General features: G+C 35.5%; 8 protein-coding genes and 1 tRNA gene. 6 read left to right on the top strand and 3 right to left on the bottom strand.

Annotation, left to right across the window (positions count from 1 at the left end):
• Window positions 1-422: 422 nt before the first annotated feature.
• On the bottom strand, window positions 423-1754 hold the full coding sequence (gene murA / locus RGRSB_RS06810; protein WP_119260398.1) for a UDP-N-acetylglucosamine 1-carboxyvinyltransferase: 1332 nt from the start codon (window positions 1752-1754) through the stop codon (window positions 423-425).
• Between the two features lie 239 nt (window positions 1755-1993).
• Between murA and RGRSB_RS06805 the strand changes: the two genes are divergently transcribed.
• Window positions 1994-2077, top strand: a tRNA-Leu gene (locus RGRSB_RS06805).
• Between the two features lie 38 nt (window positions 2078-2115).
• Window positions 2116-2922, top strand: coding sequence for a TrmH family RNA methyltransferase (locus RGRSB_RS06800; RefSeq protein WP_119260397.1), 807 nt, complete (start codon window positions 2116-2118; stop codon window positions 2920-2922).
• Window positions 2923-4129: 1207 nt separating this feature from the next.
• On the opposite strand, the gene ribBA is transcribed toward RGRSB_RS06800, so the two are convergent.
• Complete coding sequence (gene ribBA / locus RGRSB_RS06795) at window positions 4130-5797, bottom strand: bifunctional 3,4-dihydroxy-2-butanone-4-phosphate synthase/GTP cyclohydrolase II (RefSeq protein WP_119260396.1); 1668 nt, start codon at window positions 5795-5797, stop codon at window positions 4130-4132.
• A gap of 308 nt (window positions 5798-6105) precedes the next feature.
• Here ribBA and RGRSB_RS09885 point away from each other — a divergent pair, with 308 nt between their 5' ends.
• The 3 genes from RGRSB_RS09885 to RGRSB_RS06785 all read left to right on the top strand — a co-directional run bounded on the left by RGRSB_RS09885 (window position 6106) and on the right by RGRSB_RS06785 (window position 9331).
• The gene (locus RGRSB_RS09885; protein WP_145961888.1) at window positions 6106-6306 is read left to right on the top strand and encodes a hypothetical protein; all 201 of its coding nucleotides are present in this window, start codon (window positions 6106-6108) and stop codon (window positions 6304-6306) included.
• Between the two features lie 183 nt (window positions 6307-6489).
• On the top strand, window positions 6490-7197 hold the full coding sequence (gene trmD, locus RGRSB_RS06790) for a tRNA (guanosine(37)-N1)-methyltransferase TrmD (RefSeq protein WP_119260395.1): 708 nt from the start codon (window positions 6490-6492) through the stop codon (window positions 7195-7197).
• Between the two features lie 919 nt (window positions 7198-8116).
• Window positions 8117-9331 carry a homocysteine biosynthesis protein gene (locus RGRSB_RS06785; RefSeq protein WP_119260394.1) on the top strand — a complete coding sequence of 405 codons (1215 nt, stop codon included), beginning with the start codon at window positions 8117-8119 and terminating at the stop codon, window positions 9329-9331.
• 86 nt (window positions 9332-9417) lie between these two features.
• Here RGRSB_RS06785 and RGRSB_RS06780 read toward each other — a convergent pair whose 3' ends face one another.
• Window positions 9418-10371, bottom strand: a complete 954-nt coding sequence (locus RGRSB_RS06780; protein ID WP_119260393.1) for a glycosyltransferase family 9 protein — start codon at window positions 10369-10371, stop codon at window positions 9418-9420.
• A gap of 2667 nt (window positions 10372-13038) precedes the next feature.
• Between RGRSB_RS06780 and RGRSB_RS06775 the strand changes: the two genes are divergently transcribed.
• Window positions 13039-14922 carry a DNA-directed RNA polymerase subunit gamma gene (locus tag RGRSB_RS06775; protein WP_119260392.1) on the top strand — a complete coding sequence of 628 codons (1884 nt, stop codon included), beginning with the start codon at window positions 13039-13041 and terminating at the stop codon, window positions 14920-14922.
• Window position 14923: the final 1 nt, after the last annotated feature.

Here is a 14923-nt window from a genome sequence, read left to right as displayed (position 1 = left end):
ACTTCAACACAGTAATCATAAACAAGCCACTCGATCTTCAAAAAGTAAACCTATCTGCTTTTTAGCTAGGTTATTCTTTAGATTGAGTTTAACTACTTATTAATTATAAATAGATGTATTAACTACAAATTAATATAAACTTTTTAAGTTTCACACCAAAATTCAGTTGAAATTGATATTTCGTATTTCACTTTAAAATAAATTATTTTGTTCTCTTGAGTGATTTTATAAACTTAATTTTTACAGCGACTTTTAAAAATCTAGCTGATAGGAAAATCAGCATCTAAGTTTGGATTCTTGGTATACTTTTTTCTATTTTAAATAAAATTAATTTAAAGTCCAATTTATGACTTTTAACAAAACAAAATAATTAAGGGTGAAAACTATTCACCCTACATTAGTTATATTCCTACTTTTGACTACTAATTAGTTACTGTTGAGTATGAGGTTAATTCTTCTTCAGAAGCAAGATTAATTCTACGGAGATTAGCCCCTAATTGGCGTAATTTTCCCTCTAAATTATCATAGCCACGATCTAAATGATGTAACCCCTGTACTAACGTCTTTCCTTGAGCTGCTAAGCCTAATAATACTAAGGCAGCGGAAGCCCGTAAATCTGTTGCCATGACTGGTGCACCTGAAAGGAAAGGAACCCCCCGTACCAAAGCAATGTTACCTTTAACGCGGATATCTGCTCCCATTCGTTGGAACTCTGCCACGTGGCGCAGACGGTTTTCAAATACAGTTTCGGTGACAACACTGTTGCCTTCACTTAGGGTTAATAAGGCCATAAATTGGGCTTGCATATCAGTAGGAAACCCAGGAAAGGGTAAGGTTTCAATGTCAGTTGCTCGTAACGGTGCAGGAATTAAACGTAAGCGATTAGGCTCCTCGATGATGACCTGAGGTCCGATAGCTCTCAATTTAGCAATAGCTGAAGCTATATGCTCAGGAATTACAGGAAATAGACTTATTTCTGACTGGGTAATAGCTCCAGCAACCAAAAAGGTTCCTGCTTCAATGCGATCAGGGACAACACAGTAGTCTGTACTATGTAAACACTCAACCCCAGAAATAATAATCTTATTAGTTCCTGCTCCTTGAATTTTAGCTCCCATGGAACAGCAAAAACTTGCTAAATCGATAATTTCTGGTTCTTGGGCTGCATTTTCGATGATAGTTTCCCCATCAGCTAGAGTTGCTGCCATCATAATCGTTTCTGTAGCACCAACGCTCGGATAGTCCAAATAAATTTTTGCTCCGGTTAAGCGATTATGACTCCCTTTAACAGAAGCATGGACTTCTCCATGTTCGATACGAACGTCAGCGCCCATGGCTTGTAATCCTCGGACGTGAAGATCCACCGGTCTAGCTCCAATAGCACAGCCCCCCGGTAATGGTACACGAGTCATGCCTAAACGGGCTAACAATGGACCTATAACAAAGAAACTTGCCCGCAGTTGGGATACCAATTCATAAGGAGCTTGGGATTTGCCAATACTTTGAGCATTGATATCTAAAATGTCACCGTTTCTTTGAAGCTTAACTCCTAAAGACGCCAAAACTTGGGTCATGCGGTTGACATCAACTAGAGAGGGAAGATTCCTTAAGCGACAGTCTTCAGAACACAAAAGAGAACCTGCCATCAGGGCAAGAGCAGAGTTTTTAGCTCCACTAATGACGACTTCTCCTTTAAGGGGAGTTTGACCCTGAATTTCTAAAACCGGTTGCTGTTTTTCAAGATGAGAGGGCATAGACATTAAGATATAGTTAATCTTTATGATTGTTTTTTCAAAAACTATAAGAGATTATAGTTTTTAATTAAAATTTGTCTACAATTTAACCCTAAATAACTAAAAAAGTCTAGGTTAACTCTTATATATTCGCTTAAACTTGGCAAAAGAGGCAAAAAAAGAGTATCGACGATTATGGATTTTAATTCTTGACTTAATTAGCTAAATTAGCTACCATCAGGAAGCGACTTTGTCAAATTGCGGGGCTGGCGGAATTGGTAGACGCGCTAGACTCAGATTCTAGTGTCCGCAAGGACTTTCGGGTTCAAGTCCCGAGTTCCGCATCAGATTAGGATCAAGGTGAGTACTTAAAAGATCCCCAATGATTACTAGTATTAAGAACCCTCTTGTTAAGCAGATTAGAAAGTTACATCGTACTAAGGGACGGCGTGAACAGAACCTATTGCTTTTGGAAGGGACTCACTTGTTACAGACGGCTTGCGAGTCTAATTGTTCCCTGGTGACATTATGTTTTACGGAACAATGGCAAGTTCGCTATCCTCAATTATGGACAATTGCATCGCAAAAGGCGCAACGCATCGAACTTGTTACAACAGAAGTGCTGCAGTCAATGACAACTACTGTTAAGCCTGATGGCGTGGTTGCAACAATGGTTTCCCTTAAACAGCCAGAATCAGTGATCGCTGATTTCCAGTTGGGTTTAATCCTAGAAAAACTACAAGATCCAGGGAATTTAGGAACAATTATTCGGACTGCCGTGGCTACTGAAGTTAATGGAATCTGGCTGACCGATGACAGTGTTGAAGTTGATAATCCAAAAGTATTAAGAAGTTCTGCGGGTGCTTGGTTTCAAGTTCCTATGATAGTGAGTTTTGATCTGTCTACTGTTATTAAACAGTATCAACAGACAGGTGTACAAGTTATTGCAACTTTACCAACCGCAACCCAACCTTATTGGGAGATAGATTTGACTCAACCTACTTTAATTTTATTGGGAAATGAAGGGGCAGGGTTATCCAAAAAATTGGTGACTTTAGCTGATGAAATTGTTAGCATCCCTTTAGGAAAAAGAGTCGAGTCATTAAATGTGGCTATAGCCTGTGCCGTACTTTTGTACGAAAGAAAACGACAACGAGTTAACAATAGAAGATCTTCTATGCTGAACTAAGTCTACTAAGTCAGTAGCTAATAACTATTAAAATTCTTATTCTGAGTGTATTTCAATATTTTTTCTTTAGAATTTTCCTAGTTTCTTTTTAGTTAACGCCTTTGGTTCTATACATTAAAAATTTTTAATTGCTCCTCATTTAGATTGGATTATATTGAAAATTATTAATTTTAACTAACACCATATCTCAACATACTAGATTAGTAGGATAAATTTTATCTACAAATGGTTATTCTAGCTGATTGTTGTTAGTTTTAAACTTTAAATACTTTAAGAAAACATTGTATTTACTCGGACGGACAAATACTAAATACCAGTTCACTTAATTGATATAAATTTATGGTTAATCAATGATGTAGTTTAATCAAAACTAACTGGACTGGCTATCATACCATTGAGTTGGTTAATTTAAATCTTCTTTTTATAGAAAATTTGTGATAAATTTTCTATAAAACTGGCTTTTTTATGGGTTTAATAGCATTAAACCCTCTCTTATAAGATGATTCTAGTCAATCCGGTTTCATAATGATGAAGATTTTTTTAATAATCTGTTAAGATTACAAGCAAAGTTTTTATAACGACACAAAGGTATGACCTTAATAGTTATGTGCTACTTCATTGCCTTCATAATTTACACAGTAAAGGTGATTTTATCAAAATCCTCAGCATGATCTACATTTAAAACAGTGATAATACGCTTCTCTTCCAAATATTTCCGTAAATAAACTGCAAACCTACTTTTTTGGATTTTGATACTGCTTTGGTCTCTTATAACCAAATAGAAGATTTGCTATTCTTCTAATTTAGACTATAAAAATTCCATATATTGAGATAAATTCGAGAAAGAGCTATCGAAAGAAACAACATTTTTTATCTAAAGAGTTTGCTCTGTAGTCAAGCAAGAATGGGAGAAGATTTATTAATAGTTAATCGAGGTGTTGAGAATAAAGGCTACTCTATATAAACTTTTAATAAACTGTCGAACTAACAGATGGACTAATACTGTCTAAAATTGTAATAATTTTTCTCTGTTCTAATTTATGTCCAACAGCTCCTGCTGTTTTAGTCCATGTCTCAATCCTCACTTTTAATAAAAATATTGGAAGAAATCCTTGAACAAAAATCATATTTACCCACATCTTAGAAGATAAGAGGACTGTTAAAGTTTTAAATAGGATTTTTACAGAGCCTCTCAAGGATACCTTTTCTAATAAAAACTGTATATAGTTTGCATCTCTAGGTTGGTCAAATATTGAGAGGGTTTTTGAGTCACAGGAAAAGTATGACGATCTAATTGAACTTGCAACCCTAACATGGGATCATCCCCTGATGAAATGAGAAATTCTAGACGTTGAATACTCTTCCAACCAGAAAGTTCATCAAGGATCTCAGCGATCGCCTTTAAATAAGGATGTTTTGAGTTTCGATACCAGTGGGGATTAACCATTTTTCCTTGTTCAAACCCTAGATGAAAAATTAGTGAAGGACTACCAAACAAAGCGATTGCGACGGGTCTAACTTCTTCCTGTAAAAGTAATTGAGCTGAACGACCTAACTTTCGTAATTTCTCTAAATTAGCATAACGTTCTTTAGCTGATATCTCCTTTACTTCCCAATCAATAGCAACTGTAATTAAATAAGTATTTAATAATAAATGCCCTAGTTTTTCAGCTTTTGTCGCCAAATAACTGGAATTATAATTATTGGATTCAATTAATAAAGGAACTCTATCTACTACTTCTAAACCATATCCTTTTAAACCAGCAATTTTTCGGGGATTGTTAGTAATCAAACGAATTTGTTTAATACCCAAATCATTTAACATTTGTGCTCCCATACCATAATCGCGTAAATCAGCCGGAAACCCCAATTTTTCATTAGCTTCCACCGTATCGAGTCCCATATCTTGTAGGGAATAAGCTTTTAATTTATTAACTAAGCCAATACCTCGCCCTTCTTGGCGTAAATAAACGACGACTCCTAACCCAGCCTCCTCAATCATTTTCAAGGCGGTTTGCAGTTGCATACGACAGTCACAACGCAGTGATCCCAAAGCATCTCCTGTTAAGCATTCTGAGTGCATTCGCACCATGACCGGTTGATCCATAAACTGTGCAGGATCTCCCTTAACAATTGCTATGTGTTCAGTTCCATCGAGAACATTACGATAGGCATAAACCTGAAATGTCCCAAATTGACTGGGAAATTGACAGACTGTTTCACGATAGACGAAGCGATCATGTTGAAGGCGATAGCTGATTAAATCAGCAATGTTAATTAGTTTTAAATGGTGTTTTTGGGCATATTCGAACAATTGAGGGAGTCGTGCCATAGAACCATCAGAGTTTTGGATTTCGCAAATTACTCCAGCTGGATATAGTCCTGCTAACCTCGATAAATCAACGGCTGATTCCGTATGTCCAGCACGTTTAAGAACCCCTCCTTCTTTGGCTCGGATTGGAAAAATATGCCCTGGACGGGTTAAGTCGTCAGGGTGAGTATGGGGGTTAATTGCTACTTGGATAGTGCGGGCGCGATCATCGGCAGAAATGCCCGTCGTTACCCCTAAATGAGGTGCAGCATCGATACTGACAGTAAAAGCAGTTTGATTACTATCAGTATTTTTTGTAACCATCAGAGGTAAATCTAGGGAGTCGAGGCGTTCCCCCATCATGGCTAAACAAATTAACCCCCGCGCCTCTACTGCCATAAAATTGATCATATTTGGAGTGGCAAATTGGGCAGCACAGATTAGATCTCCTTCATTTTCCCGATTTTCGTCATCTACTACCACAACGGAGCGACCAGCTTTAATATCGGCTAAAGCAGCATCGATAGAATCAAATTTGGTAATTGAGTTTGGTGAAGCGTCCACAGGCAATTGAGGTATTGATAGAGTTTTTAGTTAATAGTTCTATTTTGACATTTTCATCAGTGAACTATTTAAATTTGTTGCTTGATAGGCTCTAAAAACTTTAGAGATCTTCGTCTGCAATTAGCTCACGGTTTTTAACAGAAAAAATCACCTGAGTGATTCTCTCAGAGAAGATGACCACCAATTCCTTCTTATCCATGCGACCCAATCCTATTTCAACATCCACAACTTCATCCAACAATCGCTTTATTTTGAGTTTCAGAATTTTTACGTCAAATTTCTTTGATAATTAAATCGACAACTTTTCCGTGATTACATCCGCACTCACAATTATCTTCTCTAAGAAGAGTGCGGTCAAACACTTAAATAGCAATTTTCTCCTAGGGATTCCGGGGAGAAACAACACACCCAATATGGACACTGCAACATTAGTTAGTGGACAACCCTCAATTGAGGAAAACGTGCAGACGGCAGCTCTTTGTACGCTACAGATAAACAGTCTAACCTGAAGTTAGATGTTGAACCAGACTGTGTTCATCGTACAACAACTAGTATTATTAGTACACTATTTTTCATAAAAATCTCATTAAATTACGACGTAATCTTATGATAGAATTTTCTTCTGCTGGTTTTATCTCGACGTAAGTAGACGACTATCAGACAACATTTTTTGAATATACAGAATTATTCTTGTGCAAATTGATGTTATAACCTTATTCCCTGATTTTTTTACTTCTCCTCTTCAAGAGGGACTCTTGGGAAGAGCTTTGATTAAAGAAATTGCCAGAGTTAATCTCGTTAATCCTCGTAGATTTGCTTTTGATAAGCACCACCGCGTAGATGATGAGCCCTACGGGGGAGGAGTGGGAATGCTTCTAAAACCTGAACCTATTTTTTCAGCAGTAGAGTCTTTATCGGTATTGTCTAAACCCAATATTATTTTACTGACTCCTCAAGGAGAACCTCTTAACCAACCTTTATTACGAAAATTGGCCACTGAGTATGATCAATTGATTCTCATTTGTGGCCATTATGAGGGAGTAGATGACCGTATTCGCCACTTAGTTGATCAAGAAATTTCTTTGGGAGATTTTGTTCTAACCTGTGGAGAAATTCCCGCATTAGCTTTAATTAATGGAGTGGTTCGTCTTTTACCTGGAACAATTGGCAAGATTGAATCTCTTAAATCTGAAAGTTTTGAAACTGGGCTACTCGATTATCCCCAATACACTCGTCCTTCTATTTTTCGGGGTTGGGAAGTTCCTGAAGTGTTAAGGTCAGGAAATCATCAAGCAATTGAAAAATGGCGGTATCAACAACAACTTAAAAGAACTCAAGAACGCCGATCTGATTTGTGGAAAAAATGGTTGAAGTCTTCTCAAAACAATAAGTCAATCTAAGATTCAGACTTTAATTGAATTTGGCTGATCAACTGCCCTATTAATTAGGATAACAATCTGAATCAGAGTTAGCCTATTGATATTGATATTCTCGAAGATTTCCTTAAGAAAAGGCTAAAGAAGTTCCGTTCGCGCTGCATCACTTTTAGCCAATTCTACCTCCTGGACAAACTTTTCTATAGAACCAGTTAAAATATGACAAGAGTGGTGGGTAAATAACCAGAAATTTGTCCCCTAAGTCATTTTCTATCAAAAAGTTAACACTAGTTCTTTAGCGGTCATCACTGTCTGCTTATCCTCAGGAACTACAATTAATTTATTCTAGAGTTCAGAATGGGAGAGTAAATGACTCCGATAAAAGCAAACAAATAGAATTAATTCTAAAGCACTGTATTCTCATTGAGAGTTTTGTATTTGTCCACAAAACCCTCAACTAGTAAAAATTCAGTAAAGTTTTTGCAAGTTAAAAGTTTTAAAGATTACTCAATCTTCTAGGTGATTACCAAAAGATAATAGAATTCTTTCTTCTTTTTAAGTAGCGTTTAGTTCATTATCAAGAGCTCAAGAATCTAAACAAGTTGCTCGGTTGTGCAGGTTATTATCTAACTGCTCAGTTAACAGTCAAAAACCAGCCGTTATAAATTTTCAATAAAACCTTGTATATACAGTTCTTAGGCAAGAGTATAACCTATCAAGTTAGAAGCCGATCTCTGTTCATTTTTTTGGATCAACAAAAAAAACTTTTCTCACTCGTACTATGACCGTTTTATTTCATCCTTATTTAATAAGGTGGCGCAAAATCTCAAGTGTTGCTTATATCTTGACTATTAAGGTTATAAATTAGAGTCATTTTGTTGAGATTGTTGGGAGCAAAGCTAAAATATTTCAACAGACCTCCCATTCCCATAGATAATTGGCCATGCGTACTATCCGAGAAATTAATGACAAAATCCTTCGCCAACAAGTGGTGGTGTGGACTGTCGAAGAACTGAAAACACGAGTACAAAATAGTAGTGTAGAACAAGCATTTGAGGAAGTAGATGTTATTTGTACTGGGACTTTTGAACCGATGGAATCTTCCGGAGCAATTATTAATCTAGGACATACCGATCCTCCTATTAAAATTCGTCAATGTTGGATCGAGGGAATTCCAGCCTATGCAGGATTTGGAGCGGTGGATTTATACTTAGGCGCAACGGCGATGATTGATTATCCTGTTACTGGAGAAGGAGCTGATGGAGATAATCGTCAGGGAACAGCTATATCAGAACGAGGGGGTGGTCATGTTATTGAAGATTTAATTGCCGGTCAACCTGTTTCTTTACGGGCAGTTGGACAGGTGACTGATTGTTATCCTAGAACTTCTTTTGAGACCACCATTACCCGTGAGACTATCAATCAATTCTATTTGTATAATCCGCGCAACCTATATCAGAACTTTATTGTAGGAGTTAACGGAGGTGATTATTCCCTCTATACTTATCTTGGCCCTTTACAACCTGGATTAGGCAACGCTGTTTATTCTAATCCAGGAGCGATTGGACCGCTAATTAATGATCCTAACTTAGAAGTGATTGGCATCGGAACCCGTATTTTCCTTGGTGGTGGTGTTGGTTATATTGCTTGGGAAGGGACTCAACATTTTCCTTTACAAAAACGCTTACCTAACAAAACTCCTATTGGACCGGCAGCCACTTTAGCTTTGATCGGAGATGCTAAAGAAATGTCATCCAAATGGGTTCGAGGGTGCTATTTCCACAATTATGGACCTTCCTTAATGTTGGGAGTTGGAATTCCCTTACCGGTTCTTTCTCCCGACGTAATTAAACATTGTGCAGTTAACGATCAGGACATTGTCGCTCCTGTGGTAGATTTTGCTATTCCCCGTCGGGTTCGTCCCACTTTTGGCTTAGTCAGTTATGCTCAACTCAAAAGTGGAAAAATAAACATTGAGGGGAAAACAGTCCGAGTCGCTCCTTTGGCCAGTATTTCTCGTTCTCGACAAGTTGCCCAAGAACTCAAGCAATGGATTAAAGCAGGAGAATTCACCTTAACCGAATCCGTGGTTTCTTTACCCAAAAACCGAGCCTTTATTCCCCAAGATTTATGGGGATCTCGTATTAGTTTAGATTAGATGTTGGATTAAATGGGAGCAGAGACGTTACAAGCAACGTCTCTATAAGTTTGGTATATATGGTAATACCTTTGCTAAGCTAGAATCTAGCTTCCCCACATTTTGACCATAATAGTTTCTGGTGGAATATCAGCCACTTTATCAGTAGAGGATTGAATGCCAATATAACGCTCAGATCCCGATGGTAACAGTTTTGTCGAGTCTGTAGGTCCAAACAAAGCAAAAGTATAAGTCCCTACGGCGACGGCTAACTGAAGAGGATCACTATCAGTACAGAGGATCGAATTAGCCCCGGCGATTATAGCTGCCAGTTTACCGACATCACCAGGTCGAGTTACTTTGAGCATAGGATAATTTTCTTGCATCAAGATGGTTTGCTCTGAATTATTGCTATCTTGCAATAATACTACTGATAAATTTGGCTGTTTTTGTTTAAAACTATCGATAATAGTCCTCCATTGCTCAACTGGATAAATAGCTTTAGACTCTTGAGGAACTCGACTCGAACCGTTGTAGATCAGCACATAATTGTCTTTCAGGTCAAGTCGTTGCTGTTCAGCTTGCGCCCAGTCAATATCTTCTGTCGGGACGGCAATTTTTAGGGGAGGACAAGAAGATTTAATCCCTAAACCGGTTAGCAGATCGTGGGCAACATGGGAAGCGTACTGTTCTGTTTTAAGAGGAACAGGGTTAGATACAAACCAGGAGGTTTGGCTTCGATACCCAATTCTTAAAGGAATGCCATTCAACCACAAAAGTAGGTCAATGGTCCACTTTTGTCCTAAGTTAAGAGCGATATCATATTCACGATCGCGGATTATACCCAAGACGTTCAAATAATCAGCCAATCCACTGTGAGCTTGATAATCAAAGATGAGAACCTCATGAATACAGGGACACACCCGATAAGCTGATTTAGCACGGGATTCAACTATGACATCAATTGTGGCGTTTGGATATTGGGTTTTGAGATCTTCGAGGGTAGGAAAAAATAAGATTTGGTCGCCAATTCCCCCAGGAACAAGGGCTAGTATTCGCATAGATACGATCCTTAGATTAACAATCTATCGGCTTAATCACAAGACAACAGATTCATTCTAAGGGAAGATGTCCCTAAATCCCTTATCTGTTCAGAATAAATTCTTTTTATAAGTAAAAGTTATTTTGTTTTTCCTTCTCAATCATAAGTTAAACTTATTGAAATTTTCTGAATCTATTCAGGAGTATATAAATATTTAAAATATAGAGATAAAGTTTTATTGTCAATAAAACTTTATCTCTATATTATTACTGTAAATTCTATTTTTAAATTAAATAATCTTAATTTTAAGATTTAAACTTAATTTTTACTTAAAGTGCCAAATACTCAACTTAGTTTAATAAATAAGATCCTAAATTTAGGAAAATATACTTTCCTTAGGAAAATATACAATTCCGCATAATTCAGATTTGAAATAAGATAGAAAGAGTATAATTTTTGAAAAAATAGACCCAACAGCAACTTAATAATATTTATGAGTTTTTTAACTATTAGAGATGTGCATAGGGCAAAAAAACTGTTTGTTTTAAGGTTAATTATTATTAAGTTAATCTAACTTGTATATAAATACATCTAAAAAAGAGTTAGGATCTTTTCCTATGAAAAACTTATATTATAAGAACTTAAGACAAAAATTTAAAACCCTTAGTTAGTAAAACTAAAATTCCACTAAAAATAATAGAGTTAGCTAACAAAAAACAGAAATTTTTATAAAAAATTAAAACAATAGTCATAAAATACTCAAATGTTAAAAAGGTTGACAATCGATTTAATGTACTTACAAGAGAGATAAATTATTATTCAGCTTTAGTAGTTTTGGATAAATAAGTGAACATATAAAATTAAAATGTTAAAAACAGCATTAAGCTTATTTTTTTAAAATTTATGTAAATGAATTAACAAGTCTGACTAAATTAGTAGTAAATATTTTTGCAGAAAATAAATTAAAAATTTTCAAAAAACTAGATTATAAAAATATTTTAGATTTAGAGTAAAAAACAAAAATCTAAATCAACTAAGCGTATAAAATATATACTTTATTATAATTTTTTCAAAAAAGCGCTAGTTAAAAAAATCTATAATAAGTGATTTAATCAAGATAAAATTGGGTATTTTAACTATTTAAATTACTTTTCTATTAAAAATAAGTATTGTTTTATGGCACAAAAAATATAATTATTATATTTTTTGTGCCAAAGTTAATTAAAAGTAAATTTTATTGATTTATAAATCATGTAAATTCTCAATTTCAAGTTTTTTGACTTTATATTTCACTAGTTAATTACACATCACAAATATGTTTTTAGATAAACGTACAACATAAAAGTAGTTAGAAACAGCTAATTCTTCGACGTAAATCTATCTAAAAGATAATTTAATAGAATTAAAAAATTAATAATTATCAAAGTCTATTTGCGATCTAAAGATTTACTCAACAACAGTAATAAGACATCTAATAATAGATTAAACTAATCTATTATTAGATGTAATTTAACTTAAATCTAAAAACGTTTTACATGGATTGTTTAAGTAGCAAAAGATTTAAAAAAAAAAAAGAAGTGAATTAAATATTATCAATAACTTTTTGGAAAATATAAAAACAATGATAATCATCTAAAATCTTAAAGAAAGAAAAATAATTACTAACGCCCAGGATAACTAGTAGGATATTTAAAGAATGATTTGAAATAGAATAGAAAAGAATATAAATGAGAGTAAGAATTTATTGATCGTCTAAAAAAAAATTAAAAAGTAAATTATAAAATAATTCATTAAACAATAAGTATAGGAGTACACGAACTAGATTAATTAAAAACTTAATTTTAATTAAGTTTTTAATTAATCTAAATACATATCAACTTTAAGAAATACAGAAAAAATAAATAGATAAACACAGTACTTATTAAAGATAATTATTTGTTGTTTACAAGTAGTTTAGTTAAAGCAAAACTAAAATAACTTATTGTAAGTTAACTTACAATAAAAAGCCTTAATTTATATTAATTAAGGCTTTTAGAGTTTTATTTCTTGATATATAGTTAGTAGTTTTTCCTGCTGAAACCCGCTCTGAACAAGTCAGAGAAATAGATTTTGAAATTTTTTTATAAAAAAACACAGGTATTTTCTATAGAATTCGTATTAACAATCTACACACAAAAAAAATTGATTTTTAGGGAGAAAGTAGTCAAAAATAAGCTTAATAGCGATAATTATTAGTATATCAAATTCCTCAAACAGGAAATTTTGATGTCTCATAATAGGGATAATTATGGTGGAAAAGAAAAAAAATAGTATAATTAGTATAATTATAGGTTGAACTATACAAACTATACTAGTGACCCTGTGCAGTCATTATCTCTATGATTTTAGGCGCGGTTTCCATGATCGAAGACTATTTTTTAGTTAATTATCTTAAAATAATCCAAAAGTGAAAAATTTCCATTTTATCCAAATTAAGTTACTTATTGAAGTTTAATCCTCTATTTTAGAGATAAAAGTATTATTATAACTAAGGGATTATGGTACTTCCTTTATGATAATTGATAAGTCTATGGATTAAAGTGCTGTGACACCCAAAGTTGTAGCGGGATTATCTATCCTGGAATGGAAGTTTTATCCGGGTTTAACTATCTATGGAAATTTCCAATCTTTTATTCAAGCATAAAGTATGAAACCACAAGCAGATTCACAGTTTGACTACGTTAAGATCAATTTAGCCTCTCCAGAGCGTGTTCGTCAGTGGGGAGAAAGAACTCTTCCCAACGGTGTGGTGGTCGGAGAAGTTACTAAACCGGAGACTATTAACTACCGGACTCTAAAACCAGAAATGGATGGTTTATTCTGTGAACGTATTTTTGGACCTTCCAAAGACTGGGAATGTTGGTGTGGTAAATATAAGCGAGTACGTCACCGAGGAATTGTCTGCGAACGGTGTGGCGTAGAGGTAACAGAATCTCGCGTACGTCGCCATCGTATGGGTTTTATTAAATTAGCGGCCTCTGTTACCCACGTTTGGTATCTTAAGGGGATTCCAAGTTATCTGAGTATCCTTTTAGATATGGCTTTACGGGATGTGGAACAAATTGTTTATTTCAACTCCTATGTTGTCCTTGATCCAGGTAATGCCAGTAACTTATCTTACAAACAACTTTTAACCGAAGATCAGTGGATTGAAATCGAAGACCAAATTTACGCTGAAGACTCTGAACTACAAGGGATTGAGGTGGGAATTGGTGCAGAAGCTATTCAACGATTATTACGAGAAATTAATTTAGATGAAGTTGCTGAAAAACTCCGAGAAGAAATTCTCGAAAGTAAAGGACAAAAACGAGCCAAATTAATTAAGCGGTTACGAGTCATCGATAACTTTATTGCGACAGAATCTCGTCCGGAATGGATGGTATTAGAAGTGATTCCAGTAATTCCTCCTGATTTACGCCCTATGGTTCAACTGGATGGAGGTCGCTTTGCTACCTCTGATCTCAATGACCTTTATCGACGAGTGATTAATCGGAATAATCGTCTCGCCCGTTTGCAGGAAATTTTAGCGCCTGAAATAATTGTTCGCAACGAAAAACGGATGTTGCAAGAAGCAGTTGACGCACTAATTGATAACGGACGGCGAGGACGTACGGTTGTCGGTGCTAATAATCGCGCATTAAAGTCTCTCTCGGATATTATCGAAGGGAAACAAGGTCGCTTCCGTCAAAATCTCTTAGGAAAACGAGTAGACTACTCTGGACGCTCAGTTATTGTCGTTGGTCCTAAACTAAAGATTTATCAGTGTGGCTTACCAAGAGAAATGGCAATCGAGTTGTTCCAACCTTTTGTCATTCACCGCTTGATCCGTTTAGGGTTAGTTAATAATATTAAGGCGGCTAAAAAGCTGATTGTTCGTGAAGAACCTAGCGTATGGAATGTACTAGAGGAAGTCATTACGGGCCACCCTGTCATGCTTAATCGTGCGCCAACTTTACACCGTTTAGGGATTCAAGCTTTTGAACCAATTTTAGTAGAAGGTCGGGCAATTCAGTTACACCCGTTGGTATGTCCGGCGTTCAACGCCGACTTTGACGGCGACCAAATGGCAGTTCATGTCCCCCTTTCATTAGAATCTCAATCTGAAGCGCGACTACTGATGTTAGCATGTCATAACATTCTATCTCCTGCGACAGGTAGACCGATTGTGGCTCCTTCTCAGGATATGGTATTGGGATGCTATTATCTCACTGCTGAAAATCCAAAAGCACAAAAAGGAGCAGGTAAATATTTTGGAAGTTTTGATGATGCACTAAAAGCTTACGAACAGGAAAAATTAGATTTACATACCTACATTTGGCTCCGTATTGGTGTAGATGAACAAGTAGTAACTCTAAAACCTGATGAAGAGGTTCTCAAAACAGAGACCCTAGACGATGGAAGTTTGGTCAAACATTACCGTGAACGTCGAACACGGGAAAAAGATGGGGAAATTCTCGCTCAATTTGTTCGTACTACCCCAGGTCGAATTATCTACAATAAAACTATTCGGGATGCACTAGTTACTATTTAAT

Source organism: cyanobacterium endosymbiont of Rhopalodia gibberula, assembly GCF_003574135.1.
Lineage (GTDB): Bacteria > Cyanobacteriota > Cyanobacteriia > Cyanobacteriales > Microcystaceae > Rippkaea.
Note: the sequence above shows the minus strand (reverse complement) of the source record. Positions and strands in the feature narration are given on the sequence as shown.